We start from the raw sequence: 20377 nt of genomic DNA, 5'->3' as shown, positions 1-20377 counted from the left end.
GGGCGTGGGACGACACAGCCGAAAGGGCCCTGAGGCCACCCGGCACGACAGCGGTATCCCCGACGGCGCCGCCGTGGAGCCCGGCACCGGGCGGCGCGGACGCGGGCGCGAGGCCGCGACACCGCCTCCGCGGGAGGGCCGCGGTCCGTTCGGCGACGCTCCGCACGTGCGCGGCGGGCACCCCGAGCAGCGCGAGCCGGGCGGTGGCTGGGGGACAGGGCCGCAGCCGCGGCACGACGGCCGCCGTGAGCCGACGGGACCCGCCGGGCAGGAGGTCTTCCGCGCCGGGCAGGCCGCTCTGGCACGGCAGCAGGCGGCCCAGCGGGCCGAGGCCGGCCGGCGTACGGCCGGGCCGGACACCGGTGCGCTGATACCGGGACCGCGCAGGGAGTTCCTGGAGGCGTTCGACACCACGCCTTCGCGCCCCGCGGCGCCGGTCGCCCCCGAGGAGCCGGCCTGGACCCCCGACGTGCCCGACGGGCCGGAGGACGAGGCCGCCCCTGCGGCGAAGAGCGGCAAGGGGCGTACGTTCACGGGGATCGCGGCCGCCGCCGTGACGACGGTGCTCGCGGTCGTGGTGGCCGGACAGGTGGCACAGGATCCGGGGGGCGGGACGGACGGCCGTGAGTCCGCGGGCGTGGACCGCCAGGACTCCGAGGACGCCTCACGCTCGGTGGACCGGACGGCCCCGCAGACGCGGAGGCAGGAGGCCGAGACCCTGACGTACGCGCAGAAGATGGCCACCGCCTTCCCGCTGGCGGCGGATCTGAAGGCGTCCGGGAAGTTCGACGCGGTCCAGGGGCTGGCGAAGGCGCCCGGCAAGGGGCACAAGTACCGCTACCGGATCGACGTCGAGCAGGGACTCGGCCTCGATTCCGGGCTGTTCGCCGAGGCCGTGCAGAAGACGCTCAACGACGACCGCAGCTGGGCGCACAACGGCGCCATGACCTTCGAGCGGATCTCGTCGGGCGAGCCGGACTTCGTGATCACCCTCGCGAGCCCGGGCACGACGGCGGACTGGTGCGAGAAGTCGGGGCTGGACACCACGGAGGACAACGTCTCCTGCGACTCGGCCGCCACTGACCGCGTGATGATCAACGCGTACCGCTGGGCGCAGGGTGCCTCGACCTTCGGGCCGGACAAGCTGCTGGCCTACCGTCAGATGCTGATCAACCACGAGGTCGGCCACCGGCTGGGCCACAACCACGTCAGCTGCCGCACGCCCGGCGCCCTGGCGCCCGTGATGCAGCAGCAGACCAAGACCCTGGACCTGGACGGCGTCAAGTGCCGCCCCAACCCCTGGGTCCACCCGGGTCGTTGAGGGGGCCCCATCCCCGGGATGTCCGCATCGTGGGACGGGTGTCTCATCACGCGTTGACATCAGGGGAGGGCGTCGTTCATATTTCTCCGCATGTCACGCAGCCCCGAATCCTCCGAGCGCGCCGCCCTTGAGCTGGCGCTCCTCGGCGTGGCCGGGCACTGCGTAGCCGACATTCTCTGTCGCTGACGCCTGCTCGAGCGCGCGTCGGCCACCCCCTGAGGAGCCCTTCTCCGGCTCCTCGGCCTTCCTCTGCCGCGCCCGGGCGTACTCCGTCCGCAGGCGCGGCAGTTCGGTTCCTCCGGTTCCTCCCCTCCCCACCGGGCAGGACCTGCTGCGCCCGTGCGGACCTGTCTCCTCACCCTGCCGCAGTACACCGAGAGGTCATCTTCCGATGAGTCAGCCGTCCGTCATATCGCGCCGTGTGGCCACCACCGCCGCTGTCAGTCTCGCCCTGGTCGCCGGCCTCGCGGCCTGCGCAGGCCCCCAGAGCAACGACGGCGGGGGCGACGGCGCCGGCTCCGGAGCCTCGGGAAAGCCGCAGAAGGGCGGCACCCTCACGGTCCTCAACAGCAACCCGCAGGAGGACTTCGACCCGGCGCGGCTCTACACCTCCGGCGGCGGCAACGTCCCCTCCCTGGTGTTCCGCACGCTCACCACCCGCAACCGCGAGAACGGCGAGGCGGGCGCCCAGGTCGTCCCCGATCTGGCCACCGACCTCGGCACGCCCAGCAAGAACGCCACCGTCTGGACGTACACCCTGAAGGACGGGCTGAAGTACGAGGACGGCACCGCCATCACCAGTGGCGACATCAAGTACGGCATCGAGCGGTCGTTCGCCGCGGAACTCTCCGGCGGTGCGCCCTACCTGCGTGACTGGCTGATCGGCGGCGCCGACTACCAGGGCCCGTACAAGGACAAGAAGGGCCTCGACTCCATCGAGGTCCCGGACGACCGGACCATCGTCTTCCACCTGAACAAGCCCGAGGGCGAGTTCCCCTACCTCGCCACCCAGACCCAGACGACCCCGGTCCCGAAGGGCAAGGACACCGGCACCACGTACGAGGAGCACCCGGTCTCCTCCGGCCCGTACAAGGTCGTGTCGAACGAGAACGACGGCGAGCGGCTCGTCCTGGAGCGCAACCCGCACTGGTCGGCCGCCACCGACGAGGAGCGCAAGGCCTATCCGGACAAGATCGACGTGCGCTCCGGTCTCGACTCCGCCGTCATCAACCAGCGCCTCTCCGCCTCGCAGGGGGCCGACGCCGCCGCCGTGACCACCGACACCAACCTCGGCCCGGCCGAACTCGCCAAGGTCTCCGGCGACAAGAAGCTCGCCGCCCGCGTCGGCACCGGCCACTTCGGCTACACGAACTACATCGCCTTCAACCCCAAGGTGAAGCCGTTCGACGACCCGAAGGTGCGCCAGGCGATCTCCTACGCCGTCGACCGCTCCTCCGTGATCAACGCGGCCGGCGGCTCCTCGCTGGCGGAGCCCGCCACCACCTACCTGCCGAACCAGAAGTCCTTCGGCTACACGCCCTACGACCACTTCCCGGCGGGTGAGACCGGCAACGCCGCCAAGGCCAGGGAGCTGCTGAAGGAGGCCGGTCACCCCAAGGGTCTGAAGGTCACCCTCACGCACTCCAACGACAAGGACTTCGAGACCAGCCCGGAGATCGCCACGGCGCTCCAGGCCGCCCTCAAGAAGGCCGGCATCACCGTCGAGCTCAAGGGCCTGGAGAGCAACGACTACTCCGACACCATCCACAGCGCGTCCAAGGAGCCGGGCTTCTTCCTCGCGCACTGGGGTGCCGACTGGCCCTCCGGCGGCCCGTTCCTCGCACCGATCTTCGACGGCCGCCAGATCGTGAAGGACGGGGCCAACTTCAACACGGCCTTCCTGGACGACGCCGCGGTCAACAAGGAGATCGACGAGATCAACAAGCTCACCGACCTGAAGGCCGCCGCCGCACGCTGGGGCGCGCTCGACAAGAAGATCGGCGAGCAGGCACTGACGGTGCCGCTCTTCCACCCGGTCTACAAGCGGCTCTTCGGCCAGGACGTCAAGAACGTGGTCATCAGTGACTGGACCGGCGTTCTCGACATCTCCCAGGCCGCGGTCAAGTAACCATGTCCGAAGCACTTCTGGTCCAGGAGGCGGGAGCGGCGCCCCTCGCCGCCCCCGCCTCGGGGGCCCGGCAGTTCTGGCGGAGGCTGCGCGCACAGCGCGCGGCCACCGCCGCGGCGGCCGTGGTCCTCCTGCTCTTCCTGGCGGCGCTCGCCGCGCCCCTGCTCGCCGCGCTGGCCGGCCAGGACCCCGACACCTTCCACCCCGAACTCGTCGACTCGGCGGCCGGCGGGGTCCCCCGCGGCTCCTTCGGCGGCATCGGCGCCGACCACTGGCTCGGCGTCGAACCGCAGACCGGCCGCGACCTCTTCGCCCGCATCGTCCACGGGGCCCGGGTCTCGCTGGGCGTGGCCGTCGCCGCGACCCTCCTCCAGGTCACCATCGGCGTGGTGGTGGGACTCGCCGCGGCCCTCGGCAACCGGCGGCTCGACCAGGTCCTCAGCCGCATCACCGACATCAACGTCGCCCTGCCGCTCATGGTCATCGCCCTGGGGCTGCTCGCCGTCGTACCGCCCTCCTTCCCCCGGCCCGTCCTGATCGCGCTGGTCATCGGCGGCATCAACTGGGCGGGCACCTCGAAGATCGTGCGTGCCCAGGCGCTCGCCCTGAAGACGCTCGACTTCGTCTCGGCGGCCCGGCTCAGTGGGCGCGGGCGGTGGAGCATCGCCCGGCGCGAACTGCTGCCCTCGCTGGCCGCGCCCGTCATCACGTACGCCGCGCTGCTCTTCCCCGTCAACATCACCGTCGAGGCGGCGCTGTCCTTCCTCGGCGTCGGCATCAAACCGCCCACCCCGTCCTGGGGGCAGATGCTCACCGAGGCCGACACCTGGTACCAGTCGGCGCCCACCTATCTCCTGCTGCCGGCCGGGCTGCTCTTCGTCACCGTGCTCTCCCTGACCGTCCTCGGCGAGGGCGTCCGCACGGCGCTCGACCCCAGGGCCGCGTCCCGGCTGAGCATCGGCACGGGCCGTGAGGGACGTACGAAGGAGCAGGCGTCGTGACCGGTTTCCTGCTGCGACGGCTCGGCGGAGCCGTCTTCGTGCTCCTCTCCCTGACCGTCATCCTGTACGCGGTCTTCTACGTGGCCCCGGGCGACGTCGCCCAGATCGCGTGCGGTCCGCGCTGCTCACCCGCCCAGGTCGCCCAGGTGACCGAACAGCTCCGGCTCGACGACCCCGTGTACACGCAGTACGGGCACTTCCTCCAGGGCATCGTCGCGGGGCGGGACTTCTCCACCGGCACGGGGGTGGACCACTGCTCCGCGCCCTGCCTCGGGGTCTCGTACCAGAGCGACCAGCAGGTGATGCGGCTGATCCTCACCAAGCTGCCGGTGACCGGCTCGCTCGTCGTCGGGGCGTTCGTGTGCTGGATCCTGCTCGGCGTCGGCACGGGCGTGCTGTCCGTGTGGCGGCGCGGCCGGATCACCGAGCGGCTGCTGACCTGGCTGACCCTGGCCGGCACGGCGACCCCCGTCTTCGTGATCGGCCTGCTCCTCATCATCGTCTTCTGCTCCACGCTCCAGTGGCTGCCGTCGCCCACCTACGTGCCCTTCACCGAGGACCCGGAGCAGTGGGCCTGGGGGCTGCTGCTGCCCTGGGTGTCCCTGGCCCTCATCGAGTCCGCCAAGTACGCCCGTCTGACCAGGAGCTCCATGCTGGAGACGCTCGCCGAGGACCACGTACGCACCTTCCGCGCGTACGGCGTCGGCGAGCGGGCCGTGATCGGGCGCCACGCGCTGCGCGGCGCGGTCGCCCCCGTGATCGCGCTCAGCGCCCTCGACTTCGGCAGCATGTTCGGCGGTGCGGTCCTGACCGAGTCCCTCTTCGGGATCCCGGGGCTCGGACGCGAACTCGTGCACGCGGTCAAGGTCGTCGACCTGCCCGTGGTCGTCGGCATGGTGCTGGTGACCGGCTTCTTCGTGGTGCTCGCCAATGCCGTCGCGGACATGCTGTACGCGCTGGCCGACCGACGGGTGGTCCTGTCATGACAACACCGCTGGTCCAGGTCGAGGACCTGACCGTCGACTTCGGCGACGTCCGGGCCGTGGACGGGCTCTCCTTCACGCTGGAGGCGGGCGCCGCCCTCGGTGTGGTCGGGGAGTCCGGCTCCGGCAAGAGCGCCTCGGCCTCCGCGCTGCTCGGACTGCACCGGGGCACGGGCGCCCGGGTCACCGGGACCGTCCGCGTCGCCGGTACGGACGTCGGCGCCGCGGACGAGGCGGAGCTGCGCGCCCTGCGCGGGGCGAAGGCGGCGATGGTCTTCCAGGACCCGCTCTCCTCGCTCGACCCCTACTACACGGTCGGCGACCAGATCGCCGAGGTCTACCGGGTGCACAACAGGGTCTCCCGGCGAGCCGCCCGCGCCCGGGCCGTGGAGGTCCTGGACCGGGTCGGCATCCCGGACGCGGTCCGCCGGTCCAGGTCCCGGCCCCACGAGTTCTCCGGCGGGATGCGCCAGCGCGCCCTCATCGCGATGGCCCTGGCCTGCGAACCCCGGCTGATCGTGGCCGACGAGCCGACCACCGCCCTCGACGTCACCGTGCAGGCGCAGATCCTGGACCTGCTGCACGACCTGCGCCGCGAGACCGGAACGGCGCTGCTGCTGGTCACCCACGACGTGGGTGTCGCCGCGGAGAGCGTGGACGAGGTCCTGGTCATGCAGCACGGCCGGGCCGTGGAGCGGGGGCCGGCCGTCGAGGTGCTGGGCGCGCCCCGGCAGCCGTACACCCGGGAGCTCCTGGCCTCGGTGCCCCGGGTCGACGCGCGGCGGCCGGCGGGCCCCGTCCCCGGCCCGCGGGCCGCCGCGCCGGAGACCGGACCGCTCCTCGAAGCCCTCGGCCTCCGGCGCGAGTTCGGCCGTGGTTCCTCCCGCGTCACCGCCGTGGACGACGTCTCGCTCACCGTCCACGCCGGCGAGACCCTCGGCATCGTGGGGGAGAGCGGCAGTGGCAAGACGACGCTCGGCCGCATGCTCGTACGGCTCGACGACCCGACGGGCGGCCGGCTCCGGTACGGCGGCAGGGAGATCGGCTCGCTGCCGGAGAAGGCCTTCCGCCCGTTCCGCCGCGAGCTCCAGATGGTCTTCCAGGACCCCGTCGCCTCACTCAACCCGCGGCGCTCCGTCGGCGAGTCCGTGGCCGACCCGCTCCGTGCCGCCGGTGAGACCGACGAGACCCGGATCCGGGACCGGGTGAGCGGACTGCTGGAACGGGTCGGTCTCGACGCCGGCCGTTACGAGCGCTATCCGCACGAGTTCAGCGGGGGGCAGCGTCAGCGGATCGGCATCGCGCGCGTGCTCGCCGCCGACCCGAAGCTGATCGTGTGCGACGAGCCGGTCTCCGCGCTCGACGTCACGACCCAGGCCCAGGTGATCGCGCTCCTCGGCGAGCTCCAGCGCGAGCTCGGCATCGGACTCGTCTTCATCGCCCACGACCTGGCCGTGGTGAGGCAGGTCAGCGACCGCGTCGCGGTGATGCGGCAGGGCCGGATCGTCGAGCAGGGCGCGGTCGACGAGGTCTACGGATCGCCCCAGGACGCGTACACGAAACAGCTCCTGGCGGCGGTGCCCACGCTCGACCCCGCGCGCGCCGCCGCGCGCCGTGCGGCGCGTTCGGAGCTGGCCGTAGCCTGACTCAACGTAACCGAACGCCCCATTGTCGCAACAGAACGCGACTTGCGCGGGAAAGTTACGCCGGTTCACCCCTTTCGGTGGTGCGACGGACAACCGTCCGTCGCACCACCTGTCTGTCCGCATACGGTCGTCCCGCTGTGAGCCGCCGATCAACGGCGGCCGTCCACAAGGGAGATCGGGGGTGTGCTCGTGCGGATCGGGCTCCTCACGGACGGTGGTTATCCGTATGCGACCGGTGAGTCCAGACTCTGGTGCGACCGCCTGGTGCGGGGTCTGCCCCAGCACGAGTTCGACCTGTTCGCCCTCAGCCGCTCCGCCGACCAGGAGCGACAGGGCTGGGTGAGGCTGCCCGACCGGGTCGGACGGGTGCGGACGGCGCCGATGTGGACGCGCGAGGAGGACGCCCGGAGCCCACGCCGCACGGGCCGATTCGCCACCGGCCTGGGGCGCTCGTACGGACGACGCGACCGACGGCGCTTCACGGCGCACGTGACGGCGCTCGTCGGCGCGGTCTGCGCCGGCGTGGAGACGGAACCGGGAGCCGGCGGTGCGGACACCCGTCCGGCGTCCGCCCGCTTCACGGACGGCCTCTACGGTCTCGCCGAACTGGCCCGGGACGGCGGCGGACTGCGCGACGCCCTGCGCTCCGAGGCGAGCGTACGCATCGTGCAGGCGGCCTGCCGCGCCCCGGGCACCGGCCGGACCGTCCACGGCGCCACCGTCCCCGACTACCTCGCCTTCGTCGCCGAACTCGAGCGCGCCCTGCGCCCTCTGTCCCTCGACTGGTACGAGGAGGACGGCCTCGGCGGTGTGGACCTCTGCCATGCCGCGTCCGGCGGCACGGCGGCCCTCCCGGGGCTGCTGGCCAAACGCTTCTTCGGCGTTCCGCTGCTGGTCACGGAGCACGGAGTGCCCCTGCGGGCCCACTACCTCGCGGCGCCCGAGGCCCCCCTGGGCGCGCCGGTGCGCGCCATGCTGGCCAACTTCCACGGGCTGCTCGCCGCCGAGGTCTACCGGCAAGCCGCGATCGTCACCCCCGGCAACACCCATGTCCGGCGCTGGCAGGAGCGGTTCGGCGCCCACCGGGACAAGCTGCGGACGGTCTATCCGGGCATGGAGGCCGAACGGTTCGGGGACGTGGGGGAGGGCGACGACGCGGGCGGTCCCGGAACGCTGGTGTGGATCGGCCGGATCGAACCCGCCAAGGACCTGATCGCCCTGCTCCACGCCTTCGCCGAGGTGCGCAGGGCCGAGCCGGACGCCCGGCTGCGGATCTTCGGGGCTCCGGTCCCGGGGGCCGAAGGGGAGACCTACCTCGCCCACTGCCGGGCGCTCGCGGTCCAGCTCTTCCCCGACGAGGCCATGGACGCGCACACCGTCGGCGACAACCCGGTCACCTTCGAGGAGATCGGCGGACCCGAGGTGCCCGACCTCGCGGAGGCCTACGCCGCGGGCGGTGTCGTCATCCTGTCCAGCGTCGTCGAAGGCTTTCCCATCAGCCTGGTGGAGGCGATGTTCTGCGGCCGGGCCACCGTGTCCACGGATGTGGGCGCCGTCGTCGAAGTCGTCGGCGGTACGGGGGTGGTGGTTCCCCCGCGCAATCCGCGGGCACTCGCCGACGCGTGCGTCGCACTGCTGCGCGACCCGGAGCGCCGTGCGCGCCTGGGCGCCGCAGCGCGCGCCAGGGCGCTCGAACTCTTCACCGTCGAGCAGAACCTCGCGGCATTCCGCGACATCTACCTGGACCTGGCCGGGCACGCCCCGGCCCGGTGGGCGACGCCGGTGGACCCCCGGGACCCGGCCGGGCCGCCGCGCCCCTTCGCCACACCCCCGGAGGCCCATGTGCTGGGCGCCACGCGCCCCGGTCCGGTCGCCACGAGGGCCCCGGCCGGTGTCGGCCAGGTGCCGAGCTGGGCCATCGGCGCGACGGGCGTGTGCGCGGGCGCACGCGGAGCGGGAGACGGCGATGCGTGACGGCACGAGCGGCCACGACCAGGGAGGAGCCCCGATGGGCGGACCGGCCGAAGTCGAGGCCCGGGGCACCGGGAGCGAGCCCGCGGACGAGGGTCCCTGGGAGGTCCGCTCCGCGGTCAGGGCACCCGAGATCGCGTACCACCCGGGGCGCAGAGCCGCGGTCCGGCGCGGCCCCGCGGACCCCGTGAAGGTGCTCATGCACCGGCACCGGGACCTCTGCGAGCGCGCCGTCGACCCCCTGGAGATCGCGGCCGGTCTGGAAGCGCACGGGCTGACCGACCGGACCGCCGCACGCTACCGGCACCGCGACGTCTTCTCGCTCGCCGAAGAGCTCTACGCCCGCGTCCCCGCCGCCGGGCGGTCCGCCCGCGCCCACCACGAGCGGCCCGGACGGGACACGGAGGCGCGCGCCGGCTGGACGCTCACCGCCCTGCTGCCCGGTGCCGCCTGCCTCGCGACGGCCGGGGCGCTCAGGGCCACCGAGGGGGTGCTCGGCGGCGGAGCCCGGTTCGCGGTGACCGCCGCCGGAGCGCTGCTCGTCGTCCTCGGGCTCCGGCTCTGCCTGCGGGCCGGCCCGCTGCGTGTCCCGGCCGCCGCCGGGGGCGCCACCCTGTACGTCTGCTGGCTCCTCGGCTTCGCCGTGTACGGCGACGGCCTGATCGCCCAGGTCGTCAGCGGCGGTCCCGACGGGCACTGGACCGCGGCGCCCGCCCCCCTGCTCGGACTCTCGCTGGCCCTCGCCCCGGCGGCCTGGTGCGCCCACCTGTTCGCCGCGCACGCCCGCCGACGGCTCGCCGGGTCCCACGGTCTGTCGGAGTTCGGCGCGCGGGTGCGCCCCGTGCTCTTCGGTGTCGTCGCGCTCTTCCTGTGCGCGACGACCGCGCTGCTGTACCTCGCCGGCCTCGGCCACCCCGGTCCGGGTGCGGGCCTCACCGGCCCGGCGGCACTCGGCGCCCTGCTCCTGCTGGCCCGGCTGCTGGCCGTCCACGGCTTCCCGGAGCCCGCCGCCACGGGGCTGGCCGCCGCCTGCGCCGTCGAGGTGGCAGCCCCCTTCCTGGTCCTCGCCGGACGGCTGCCCGGCCTCGACCTGCTGGCCCGGCCGGTCGACGCCGTCGTCGCCGCGGCCGGTCCCGGCGGCGTAGCCGTCCTCGCCTGCGGGATCGCCGCGTCGGGGCTGCTCGTCCACGCATCGGTCACCCTCACGCGGGCGTCCGCCCACGCCTCGGCCTAGCCGCCGCCCGCCCACCCCGCGGAGCCGACGCCGCGGGTTTCCCGTACCGCTCACACCTTCCTCAAGGAGACACCGGACATGACCCCCCAATCCCTCTCACCGGCAGTCAGCCGTCGGCGCCGAGGGGGCGCGCGATGAGGGTTCTGCTGCTCGGAGCGAACGGATTCCTCGGCCGCTTCGTCGCCGACCGCCTGCTCGCCGATCCCGCCGTCCACCTCACGGCGCTCGGCCGCGGCGACGACGCCGACGTGCGCTTCGACCTCGCGGGCGGCAGTCCCGGAGCGCTCACCCGCTTCCTGGACGCCGTCCACCCCGGGGTCGTCGTCAACTGCGCGGGCGCCACCCGTGGCGGGGCCCGCGACCTCACCCGGCACAACACCGTCGCCGTGGCCACCGTCTGCGAGGCGATGCGCCGCAGCGGGTGCAGCGCGCGGCTCGTCCAGGTCGGCTGCGCCTCCGAGTACGGCCCCTCGCAGCCCGGTTCGTCCACCGCGGAGGACGCGGTGCCCCGCCCGGGAGGCCCGTACGGCGTCAGCAAGCTCGCCGCCACCGAGCTGGTCCTCGGTTCCGGACTGGACGCGGTCGTGCTGCGGGTCTTCTCACCGGTGGGCCCCGGGACCCCGGCCGGCTCCCCGCTCGGCCGGCTCGCCGAGACCATGCGCCGCGCCATGCAGACCGGCGACCCCGAGCTCAAGCTCAGCGGCCTCGGGGTGCAGCGTGACTTCGTGGACGTACGCGACGTGGCGCGCGCCGTGCACGCCGCCTCGCTCTCCGCGGCCCAGGGTGTCGTCAACATCGGCACCGGCAGGGCCGTGCGACTGCGCGACGCCGCAGCGGTCCTCGCCAGGGTCGCCGGTTACGCGGGCGCGCTCCACGAGCTGGACACGCCTCCCGGCAGGCTCCCCATCGGCGCCCAGCGCACCTCCGCCGAGTCGGTCGTGGAGCATCTGGCCGCCACCCCGTCCCCCTACCCGGACGGCTGCGGTGCCTGGCAGCAGGCCGACGTGCGCACCGCCCGGGACCGGCTGGGCTGGCGCCCCCGGATCAATCTGGAGGAGTCCCTCGCGGACATCTGGATGGAGGCCGCGTGCCGCATCTGACGAGTACCGGTTCCACCCTGCGGACCGGCGGGGCCGAACGGCTCGGCGTCGGGGTGCCCGGATACGCCCACCCGCTGCTGGCGCCCGCCGAGTGGGCCGGGCTCAGCCGGCCGGGCACCCCGCTGCACTGGGCCGTCCTCAACATCGACGGCGGTCCGGGCGCGCGGCCCGACCCGGGCTGTCTGGAGGCCGCCGGCCGGCTGCGCAACGCCCGCGAACGGGCCCTGCACGGCGAGGCGCCGGACGACACGGTCCGCGTGTCCGGCGGCAGGCTGCTGGGCCACATCGACCTGGCCTTCGGCGGCCGCCCCTTCGACGAACTGGTCGCCGACGCCCGGTCCTACCTCGACTGGTACCGCGTCGGCGGCTTCTACCTGGACCACTGCCCGGCCGGGCGTGACCGGCTCCCGGCGGTCCGCCGGCTGACCGGCACCCTCGGCGCGCTCCTGGCGGACAGCGACAGCGCGGACGAGGAGGGCGGACTGCTCGTCCTCGGGCACGACACCCACCCGTACCCGGGTTACGCCGAGGCCGCCGACCAACTGGTCACCTTCCGGGGCCCCTGGACCGACTACCGCTGGTCGCAGGTGGCCGAGTGGACCGCCTCCTACGAACCGGGCCGCTTCGCCCACTTCGTCCACGGCGTGCCGCGCACGCATCTGGAGGAGGCCATGCGCATCGCCCGCTGGCAGGGTGCGGGCACCATCTTCTTCACAGACCGGGACGGCACGAGGGGGCAAACCGACCCATTCGCGGCACTGCCCAGCTACTGGGACGAATTCGTCTCGCGGATCGGACCCGGTATCTCGGAATGAGGAGGGGCGTGGCAGTGTTACGGGAGAACAACCGTACGTAGATGAAGTACGTAGAAACCGACCACCTGCATTGTTGAGGTTCCTGTGTCGCTGCCACCCCTGGTCGAGCCAGCTGCTGAGCTCACCGTCGACGAGGTCCGCAGGTACTCCCGCCACCTGATCATCCCGGATGTCGGGATGGACGGACAGAAGCGGCTGAAGAACGCGAAGGTGCTCTGTGTCGGCGCCGGCGGCCTCGGCTCGCCGGCTCTGATGTACATGGCCGCGGCCGGCGTCGGCACGCTCGGCATCGTCGAGTTCGACGAGGTCGACGAGTCGAACCTGCAGCGCCAGGTCATCCACAGCCAGGCCGACATCGGCAAGTCCAAGGCCCAGTCGGCCAAGGAGACCGTGCAGGGGATCAACCCCCTGGTGAACGTGGTCCTTCACGAGGAGCGGCTCGAAGCCGACAACGTGATGGACATCTTCGCCCAGTACGACCTGATCGTGGACGGCACGGACAACTTCGCCACCCGCTATCTCGTCAACGACGCCGCGGTCCTGCTGAACAAGCCGTACGTCTGGGGCTCGATCTACCGCTTCGACGGTCAGGCGTCCGTCTTCTGGTCCGAGCACGGTCCCTGCTACCGCTGCCTCTACCCGGAGCCGCCCCCGCCCGGCATGGTCCCCTCCTGCGCCGAGGGCGGTGTCCTGGGCGTGCTCTGCGCGTCCATCGGCTCCATCCAGGTCAACGAGGCCATCAAGCTGCTCGCCGGCATCGGCGACCCGCTGGTCGGCCGTCTGATGATCTACGACGCGCTGGAGATGCAGTACCGCCAGGTCAAGGTCCGCAAGGACCCCGACTGCGCGGTGTGCGGCGAGAACCCCACCGTCACCGAGCTCATCGACTACGAGGCCTTCTGCGGCGTCGTGTCCGAGGAGGCCCAGGAGGCGGCGGCCGGTTCCACGATCACTCCGAAGCAGCTCAAGGAGTGGATCGACGGCGACGAGAAGATCGAGATCATCGACGTCCGTGAGCCGAACGAGTACGAGATCGTCGCGATCCCGGGCTCCCGGCTGGTCCCGAAGAACGAGTTCCTGATGGGCAACGCCCTCCAGGACCTTCCGCAGGACAGGCGCATCGTCCTCAACTGCAAGACCGGTGTCCGCAGCGCCGAGGTCCTCGCGGTCCTCAAGTCGGCGGGCTTCGCCGACGCGGTGCACGTCGGTGGCGGTGTCATCGGCTGGGTCAACCAGATCGAGCCCGAGAAGCCGGTCTACTAGACGCGCGGCACGACGGACGAAGGGGCCGGCTCCGGCACACGGAGCCGGCCCCTTCGCGTGCCCGGACCTCAGGAGCAGACGCGTCCGTCCGCCGGCACCTTCCCGTCCAGGAAGTACGCGTCGACCAGCGCGGTCACGCAGTCGCTCTCGCCGTAGGAGCCGTGCCCCTCGCCCCTGTTGGTCACCGTCACACCGACCCCCTCGCCGAGTTCGTCCGCCATCCGCCGCGCGCCCTCGTAGGGTGTCGCGGGGTCTCCGGTGGTGCCGATGACCAGGATCGGGGCGGCACCGGGGGCACTCGCCTCCGGGGTGTCGTGCTCCCCCTCGACCGGCCACCCCGCGCACCATCCGGCCGTGTCCCAGGCCAGGAACGGGCCGAAGACCGGGGACAGCTCCCGGAATTCGGGGAGCAGCGCACGGGCCTCGGCCGCCGTCGGCCGCGCCTTGGCGTCGGCACAGGAGATCGCCCGCTGGGAATGGCTCCGGGTGCTGTAGTGCCCGTCCTCGTCACGGCCGTTGTAGGAGTCGGCCAGTGCGAGCAGGCGGTCGCCCCTGCCGCTGTTCTCCGCCTCGTCGAGCGCGGCCGTCAGGGTGGGCCAGGCGCTCCTGGAGTAGAGGGGGGTCACGATGCCGATGACGGCGAGGGACTCGTTCAGCTCGCGACCCGAGGCGGTCGGCAGCGGTTCCTCGTCGAGGCGCTCCAGCAGGGTGGTGATCCGCCGGGTGCCTGCCGCCGGGTCCTCGCCGCGGTCCTTCAGGTAGTTCTCCAGGGCCCGTTGGAAGCCCTTCGCCTGGTTACGGGCGTGGCCCACCGAGTCCGCGGTGGGGTCGACGACGGCGTCCAGGACGATCCGGCCTGCCTTCTCCGGGAAGAGGTGCGCGTAGGTCCCGCCGAGTTCCGTGCCGTACGAGATGCCGAAGTACGTCAGTGTGTCGTCGCCGAGCGCCCGGCGGATCGCGTCCATGTCCCGGGCGGCGTTCGACGTGCCCACGTGGGGGAGCACCGGACCGGACAGACGCGCGCAGCCGGCGCCGAAGTCCTGGCCGTCGGCGATGAACGCGGCCTCCTCCGCCGGGGTGTCCGGGGTCATGTCGATCCGGCGGTAGGCGGTCTCCTGACCGGCGTCGTCGCGGCAGCGGACCCCCGAACTGGCCGCGACGCCGCGCGGGTCGAAGCCCACCAGGTCGTAGCGGGTGTTGAGCTCCCGGTACGCGGAGGCGGCGCGCGGCAGGGTGTCCACTCCCGAGCCGCCGGGGCCGCCGAAGTTGAAGAGCATGGAACCGATCCGCGCGCTCTTCCTCGTGGCCGCCTTGCGGATCAGCGCGATGCCGATGGTCCTCCCGTCCGGCCGTGCGTGGTCCAGTGGCACGTCGAGGGTGGCGCACCGCCACGCGGGGCCGGGTGCGGTGCCGTCCTCCGGCGCCGCGCAGCGCTTCCAGTCCAGCGCCCCGGAGGCGTCCGAGGACCGCTCCGGCGCCTGTGACGAGCCTTTCGACGACCCCGGTGAGGCCGGGCCGCCGTCGCATCCCGCGAGGAGCGCGGTGACCAGCAGCACGACCAGGGCCGGTGCCGCGCACCGGCCGGCCCGTCCGTCGCGTACGCGCATGGTGCGTCCTCCCCCGTGTCCCGGGGCCGCCGCCCGGAACGGTCCGGGCGGCACGACTGCCCGGCCGTCCAACGAGCGGTCATTCGCAGACCGTTCCCGACTTCGGGACCTTCCCTTCGAGCAGGTAGGCGTCCACGGTCCGCTGCACACAGGTGCTGCCGCCGTTGTACGCCCCGTGGCCCTCTCCCTTGTACGTGAGCTCGATCCCGACCCCCTTGCCGAGCGCGGTGGCCATCGCCTTCGCGCCGGCGTACGGCGTGGCCGGGTCCCCGGTGTTGCCGATGACCAGGATCGGGGCCGAACCGGGCGCGCTGACGTCGGGGGTGTCCCAGGCGCCCGCGACCGGCCAGCCCGTGCAGGCCATCAGCCCCCAGCCGAGGTAGTCGCCGAACACGGGGGAGGCCTTGCGGAACGCGGGGAGTGCCTTCCTGGTCTGTTCCAGGGTGAACCGCTGCTTGGAGTCCGCGCAGTTGACGGCCGCGTTGGCGGCGTTGGAGTTGTCGTAGTGCCCGTCCTCGGAGCGGCCGTTCAGCGAGTCGGCGAGCGCGAGCAGCAGTCCGCCGTTGCCGCCGTCCGCCTCGTCGATGCCCTGTTCGAGCAGCGGCCAGGTCTCCTTGGAGTAGAGGGCCGACGCGATGCCGGTGGTGGCCTGGGTCTCGGTCAGCTCCCGTTCACCGAGACCCGGGACGGGCTTCTTCTCCAGCTTCGCGAGGAGGGCGGTGATCCCGTCCTGCACCTCCTGGGCGGTGGCGCCGGGGAGTCTGCAGTCGTCGCGCTCGGCGCAGTCGGCGGTGAAGTTGTCCAGGGCCAGCTGGAAGCCCTCCGCCTGGCCGAGGGAGGACTTCAGGGAGTCCTCCGTGGGGTCGACGACCGCGTCCAGGACGGCCCGGCCGACCGTCCTGGGGTAGAGGTGGGCGTAGACACCGCCCAGCTCGGTGCCGTACGAGATGCCGAAGTAGTGGAGCTTGTCGTCGCCGAGCACCTGACGCAGCAGGTCCATGTCGCGGGCCGCGTTCGTGGTGCCGACGTAGGGGAGCTCGTCCCCGGAGTTCTCCTCGCAGTCGGCGATGTACGACTTCTGGTCCTCGGCGAACGCCTTCTCCTCCTCGGCGTCGTCCGGGGTGCCGTCCTGCTCGTAGCGCGCGTCGAGCGCGGCGTCGTCCGAGCACTCGACTCCTTCGCTGCGGCCGACGCCGCGCGGGTCGAAACTCACCAGGTCGTAGCGGGCGCGGAGCGAGTCGTAGTCGGTGCCGAACGACGGCAGCGTGGCGACGCCCGAGGCACCCGGCCCGCCGAAGTTGAAGATCAGCGATCCGATGCGCCTGCCCCGGTCCCTGGACGCCGCGCGGATGAGGGCGAGTTCGATGGTCCGGCCCTCCGGGTCCGCGTAGTCGAGCGGTACGTCCATGAAGGAGCACTGCCAGGTCGTCCCGCCCGGGAGGGGCGAGGGGGACGTGCCGCTGCCCTGGGCCTCGTTGGGGGCCGGGCACGGCTTCCAGTCGAGCTTCTGGGAGGACAGGTTTCCCGGCGTCGCGGTGGGGGCCGCGGTCGAGGCGGACGAGGGCGTCGAGCTCCCCGTGCCTCCGTCACCGTCGTCCGAACAGGCCGCCAGGGGCAGGAGCACCGTGGCGGTCGCGGCGAGGGCGGCGGCACGCAGAGCGGGGGAGGTCCTCATGGACCCATCGTGCGGCGGGGCACGGAGGAACGCGCGGGGCGCGGTCCATGCGAGTGGCGCGCCCCGCTCAGGTGTTCTAGAGCTCGCCCTTTCGGGTGAGCTGGTTGAAACAGATCCAGCCGGGCAGCACCGGCAGCCACAGCGTCATCACGCGGTACAGGAGCACGGCCGGGGCGGCGACCTCCTTCGGCAGGCCCACCGCGATCAGACCCAGCGTCAGCGCGCCCTCGACCGCGCCCATGCCGCCCGGGGTGGGCGCCGCCGACCCGAGGGCGTTGCCCGCGAGGAAGACCACGGCGATGCTGGCGTAGCTGAGCTGCGGGACGTCGGGACCGCTGAAGGCGCGGATCGACGCGTCGAGGCACAGCACGAACAGCCCGGTCAGCAGCAGCATGCCGCCGATACCGGTGATCAGCTTCTGCGGGCGCTGCACCACGTCGAGCATGCGGGGCACGACGCCGGCGAACAGCGACCGGACCCGGGTCACGACGAACTTCCGCAGGAACGGGATCGCCGTCACCACGAGCACGAGCACCGCGACCGTGAGCAGGCCCGCGATGACCGTCCTCGACGGGGTGAGCGAGTCCGGGGTCTTCTCCGTGCCGGTCAGATACCCGAAGAGGGCGAGCAGCAGGATGTGGGCCCCGAGACCGAACAGCTGGGAGGCGCCCACACTGGCTACGGCGAGCCCGGGGCGTACCCCGGCGCGCTGCAGGAAGCGCGTGTTCAGCGCCACACCACCGACCGCCGCCGGTGCCACGATCTTCACGAACGACCCGGCCACCTGCGCCAGCACGGTCTTCCCGAAGGGCACCCGCTCGGGCACGAAACCGAGCAGGCTCATGGCCGCGGCGACGTAGCTCAGCGCCGAGAAGCCGAGGGCTGCCGCCACCCAGCCCCACTCCGCCTGCTCCACGACCGTGCCGAAGTCGGCCTCGGTGACCTGTGAGATCAGGAAGTAGGCGGCGATCGAACCCGCGATGAAGCTGAAGAGGGTGCGCGGTTTGATGCGTTCCAGGCGGACCGGTTCGACCGGCGCCTGCGGCCTGATCAGCAGCACCTGCCGGCGGATCTGCGCCAGCATGTCCTCCTCGCGGGCCTCTTCCAGGGCGTCGTCGATCGCCCGCTTCTCGGCCTGCTTCTCCGTGCGCTGCGACTTCCGGACGGCCTTGCGGTCGTTGGCCGCGGTGTCGTGCTCCTCCGCCTTGGCCTGCTTGGCCGCCTCCGAGGCCTCCAGCACCGCCTCACGCTCACGCTGCGAACGCTCCCGCGCGAGCCTGCGCAGCGTCGCCCGGGTGGAGCGGCTCAGCGCGATGGGCTGGAGCAGCGGCAGGCAGTCCGCCACCGCGTCGGGCCCGAGCACGGCGAGCGCCCCGGCCACGGCCCGTTCGGCGCCCACCCTCAGCCCGGTGGTGGTGAGCAGCTGGGCGACGTCCATGCGGAGGATCAGGTCACCCGCCGCGATCTCGCCGCCTCGCAGGTCCGTGACGAACACCGTGCCGGAACGATCCACCAGGATGGCGTCCCCGGTGAGCCTGCGGTGCGCGATCCGGCGCGACTGGAGCGCCCGCACCTGCCGCCAGGCGCCCCGCACCAGTTCGTCGGTGATCTCCTCGTCCTCCAGGGCGTCCAGCGAGCGTCCCCCGATGTGCTCGTACACGAGCATCACGGCGTCGGGCCCGAGTTCGGAGGTGGCGATCAGCTTGGGTGCGTTGGCCCCGGCGGCGATCGCCGCGTACGCGAGGAGGGCTTCCTGCTCCAGGGCCTGCCGCAGGGACTGGATGGAGCGGCGCTGGGTGATGCTGCGCAGGGTGAGCCTGCGCCACACCCGGTAGAAGAAGCCCTGGGCCTGCTGTTCCCGGTCGACGACCGTGACGTCCAGCGGGGGCCCGTCCTCCAGGGTCACCAGATAGCGGCGGCCGCGGTCGATCTGGTCGATGTTGTCGGGGGCGTCCTCCGCGCGCATGGCGGCGACCGGGCGGAAGCCGACGTGCCGCAGACCGGCCATCAGGTGCTGGCCGGTCGGGCGGACGTTCGGCGAGCCGACGGCGTACAGGGTGCCGTACGCCACGGTCCAGCCGATCAGCACGGTGAGGACGATCGAGAACGGGGTGGTGTAGCCGCCGACCAGCATCGCGAAGGCGTCGAGGAGCAGCACCACCCAGAGCACGACCCGCCACCGGGGTCTGCGGGCCATGCCCACCGCCGTCATGTAGGCGATGACCGGCGCGAGGTACCCGTGCACGGGGTCGGTGAGCGCGTCCCCCGGCTGGGGCTGGGTCAGGGCGTCCCGGATCGTTCCCGAGGCCGACCTCGCGACCCAGAGGTCGGTGGCCAGGGTCACTCCGTGGGCCAGGACTGCGGCGAGCACCCCGTCCGCGATCCGCAGCCCGTCGCGTTTCACCAGACGTTCGATCGCGAAGGCGACCGGTACGAGGAGAACGGCGATGCTGGACACCAGGCCGGCCAGCTTGATCAGCAGGTCGGGCGCCTGGTCGGTGCCCTTGGAGATGTCGTCCTCGAGGCCGGTGGTGGTCCCCTGGGCGAAGGCGGCGATGGAGAACAGCAGAGCGATCGCGAGCACCCCGACGAGGAGCCTCAGCAGATCGGAGGGGCGGTGGACCCGGGCGGGCAGCAGCGGCTCGTCGCCCGAGACCCGGTCGGTCAGGCCGTCGGCCGGTGCCAGGGTCGAACCCGAGAGGTGCTCCCCGGACGGTGCGGTCGACCCCGACGTGTCCCCGCCGCCGGGGGCACCGGGGACATCGGGGGCGTCGGGACGCGGCTCGGCGTCGGAGGCGTCCGCCGCCTTCGGTGGCTGCACGCCCTGCTCCTTAGCCTCTGAAGAATCTTCGTGGTCTCGTATCACCGGTCACCGCCCGCATGATGGTGGCACGGCCTGCAGACAGAGGGGGGCATCAGGGTGCATTGCGCGGGCGCGATGCGCAACATACGCTGCTCCGCCCCCGTGCGCACGGTGTGTGACGAGGACGACACCGGGCAGGACGCGTTGTCGGTGGCGTACGGCAGGATGGGACGGATGAGCGAAGACCGGACGAGTGACAGCCGGACAGGGGCCGGACCGGCCGACCCCGTGATCGCCGAGCTGCCCGTCTACGCCGAGCGGGTCCTGGACGTGGCGGACCTCGTCCCGCCCGGCCGCGTCATGACGTACGGCGACGTCGCGGAGTGGCTGGGCGAGGGCGGGCCGAGGCAGGTCGGCCGGGTGATGGCCCTGTACGGCTCCGCGGCGGCCTGGTGGCGTGTGGTGCGGGCCGACGGGACGCTGCTGCCGGGCCACGAACTGCAGGCGCTCGGCCACTACCGCGAGGAGGGCACCCCGCTGCGGGCGGCCCCGCGCGACGCGGACGGGCACGTTCCGCGCCTCGACATGAAGCGGGCCAGATGGGACGGCGTGACCGGTGGCCCGGGCGACGAAGCTCACACCTGACAGCTTCCGCCATCGCGCCCCGCCGGGACAGGCGCCGTGCCGCTGAGCAGCACGGACCGGCGAACCGGAGCGCGGCTGTGACGAGGGACGCGGCCCACCGCCCGCTGTCCGCCCCGCCGACGGCGTAGCGTCGTCCCCACGCGGCACGCTCCGCTCCCTCATCCGTACGCGTCACGGCCGGGCCC

The 20377-nt window shown here is 72.8% G+C and carries 15 protein-coding genes; 12 read left to right on the top strand and 3 right to left on the bottom strand.

All coding sequences use genetic code 11. From position 1 onward, the window contains the following. Positions 1-4: 4 nt before the first annotated feature. The 11 genes from IA22_RS0113110 (at position 5) to moeZ (ending at position 13462) form a co-directional block, all read left to right on the top strand. Entirely contained in the window at positions 5-1321 is a 1317-nt protein-coding gene (locus IA22_RS0113110) for a DUF3152 domain-containing protein (protein WP_015578638.1), read from the top strand. A 90-nt stretch (positions 1322-1411) separates the two neighbouring features. Continuing rightward, positions 1412-1507: an Ms4533A family Cys-rich leader peptide gene (locus IA22_RS38115; protein WP_318259849.1), complete on the top strand. Its 96-nt coding sequence runs from the start codon at positions 1412-1414 to the stop codon at positions 1505-1507. 205 nt (positions 1508-1712) lie between these two features. After that, positions 1713-3449 (top strand): ABC transporter substrate-binding protein, encoded by a 1737-nt coding sequence (locus IA22_RS0113105; RefSeq protein ID WP_030123696.1) that lies wholly within the window; start codon positions 1713-1715, stop codon positions 3447-3449. A gap of 2 nt (positions 3450-3451) precedes the next feature. After that, positions 3452-4450: an ABC transporter permease gene (locus tag IA22_RS0113100; protein WP_030123695.1), complete on the top strand. Its 999-nt coding sequence runs from the start codon at positions 3452-3454 to the stop codon at positions 4448-4450. Continuing rightward, the gene (locus IA22_RS0113095; protein WP_015578642.1) at positions 4447-5436 is read left to right on the top strand and encodes an ABC transporter permease; all 990 of its coding nucleotides are present in this window, start codon (positions 4447-4449) and stop codon (positions 5434-5436) included. The genes IA22_RS0113100 and IA22_RS0113095 overlap by 4 nt, the downstream gene beginning before the upstream one ends. After that, on the top strand, positions 5433-7079 hold the full coding sequence (locus IA22_RS38010) for a dipeptide ABC transporter ATP-binding protein (protein ID WP_030123694.1): 1647 nt from the start codon (positions 5433-5435) through the stop codon (positions 7077-7079). Before IA22_RS0113095 ends, IA22_RS38010 begins: the two co-directional genes overlap by 4 nt. A 189-nt stretch (positions 7080-7268) precedes the next feature. Then, a complete protein-coding gene (locus IA22_RS0113085; protein ID WP_030123693.1) occupies positions 7269-9053 on the top strand; it encodes a DUF3492 domain-containing protein in 1785 nt (594 codons plus the stop codon). Then, complete coding sequence (locus IA22_RS0113080; RefSeq protein WP_245229566.1) at positions 9046-10284, top strand: hypothetical protein; 1239 nt, start codon at positions 9046-9048, stop codon at positions 10282-10284. The genes IA22_RS0113085 and IA22_RS0113080 overlap by 8 nt, the downstream gene beginning before the upstream one ends. Before the next feature lie 134 nt (positions 10285-10418). Then, the gene (locus IA22_RS0113075; RefSeq protein ID WP_014154206.1) at positions 10419-11384 is read left to right on the top strand and encodes an NAD-dependent epimerase/dehydratase family protein; all 966 of its coding nucleotides are present in this window, start codon (positions 10419-10421) and stop codon (positions 11382-11384) included. Further along, positions 11372-12199, top strand: coding sequence for a spherulation-specific family 4 protein (locus IA22_RS0113070; protein WP_030123691.1), 828 nt, complete (start codon positions 11372-11374; stop codon positions 12197-12199). The genes IA22_RS0113075 and IA22_RS0113070 overlap by 13 nt, the downstream gene beginning before the upstream one ends. 84 nt (positions 12200-12283) lie before the next feature. Then, entirely contained in the window at positions 12284-13462 is a 1179-nt protein-coding gene (gene moeZ, locus IA22_RS0113065) for an adenylyltransferase/sulfurtransferase MoeZ (protein ID WP_014154204.1), read from the top strand. 68 nt (positions 13463-13530) lie between these two features. On the opposite strand, the gene IA22_RS0113060 is transcribed toward moeZ, so the two are convergent. The 3 genes from IA22_RS0113060 to IA22_RS0113050 form a co-directional block, all read right to left on the bottom strand. Continuing rightward, positions 13531-15069: an alpha/beta hydrolase gene (locus IA22_RS0113060; RefSeq protein ID WP_030123690.1), complete on the bottom strand. Its 1539-nt coding sequence runs from the start codon at positions 15067-15069 to the stop codon at positions 13531-13533. A gap of 79 nt (positions 15070-15148) precedes the next feature. After that, positions 15149-16744, bottom strand: coding sequence for an alpha/beta hydrolase (locus tag IA22_RS0113055; protein WP_014154202.1), 1596 nt, complete (start codon positions 16742-16744; stop codon positions 15149-15151). A gap of 76 nt (positions 16745-16820) precedes the next feature. Further along, positions 16821-19565 carry a lysylphosphatidylglycerol synthase domain-containing protein gene (locus IA22_RS0113050; protein ID WP_014154201.1) on the bottom strand — a complete coding sequence of 915 codons (2745 nt, stop codon included), beginning with the start codon at positions 19563-19565 and terminating at the stop codon, positions 16821-16823. A 216-nt stretch (positions 19566-19781) separates the two neighbouring features. Between IA22_RS0113050 and IA22_RS0113045 the strand changes: the two genes are divergently transcribed. Beyond that, positions 19782-20192, top strand: a complete 411-nt coding sequence (locus tag IA22_RS0113045; protein WP_030123689.1) for an MGMT family protein — start codon at positions 19782-19784, stop codon at positions 20190-20192. Positions 20193-20377 lie beyond the last annotated feature (185 nt).

The sequence above is a fragment of the Kitasatospora papulosa genome (genome assembly GCF_000717245.1).
Taxonomy (GTDB): Bacteria; Actinomycetota; Actinomycetes; order Streptomycetales; family Streptomycetaceae; genus Streptomyces; species Streptomyces papulosus.
This window is presented reverse-complemented; position numbering and strand designations above follow the sequence as displayed.

Excerpts from the sequence above, each read along its gene's own strand:
- IA22_RS38115 (WP_318259849.1), top strand. The coding sequence starts at position 1,412 with ATGTCACGCAGCCCCGAATCCTCCGAGCGCGCCGCCCTTGAGCTGGCG.
- IA22_RS0113105 (WP_030123696.1), top strand. The coding sequence starts at position 1,713 with ATGAGTCAGCCGTCCGTCATATCGCGCCGTGTGGCCACCACCGCCGCT.
- IA22_RS0113100 (WP_030123695.1), top strand. The coding sequence starts at position 3,452 with ATGTCCGAAGCACTTCTGGTCCAGGAGGCGGGAGCGGCGCCCCTCGCC.
- IA22_RS38010 (WP_030123694.1), top strand. The coding sequence starts at position 5,433 with ATGACAACACCGCTGGTCCAGGTCGAGGACCTGACCGTCGACTTCGGC.
- IA22_RS0113080 (WP_245229566.1), top strand. The coding sequence starts at position 9,046 with ATGCGTGACGGCACGAGCGGCCACGACCAGGGAGGAGCCCCGATGGGC.
- IA22_RS0113075 (WP_014154206.1), top strand. The coding sequence starts at position 10,419 with ATGAGGGTTCTGCTGCTCGGAGCGAACGGATTCCTCGGCCGCTTCGTC.
- IA22_RS0113060 (WP_030123690.1), bottom strand. The coding sequence starts at position 15,069 with ATGCGCGTACGCGACGGACGGGCCGGCCGGTGCGCGGCACCGGCCCTG.
- IA22_RS0113055 (WP_014154202.1), bottom strand. The coding sequence starts at position 16,744 with ATGAGGACCTCCCCCGCTCTGCGTGCCGCCGCCCTCGCCGCGACCGCC.
- IA22_RS0113045 (WP_030123689.1), top strand. The coding sequence starts at position 19,782 with ATGAGCGAAGACCGGACGAGTGACAGCCGGACAGGGGCCGGACCGGCC.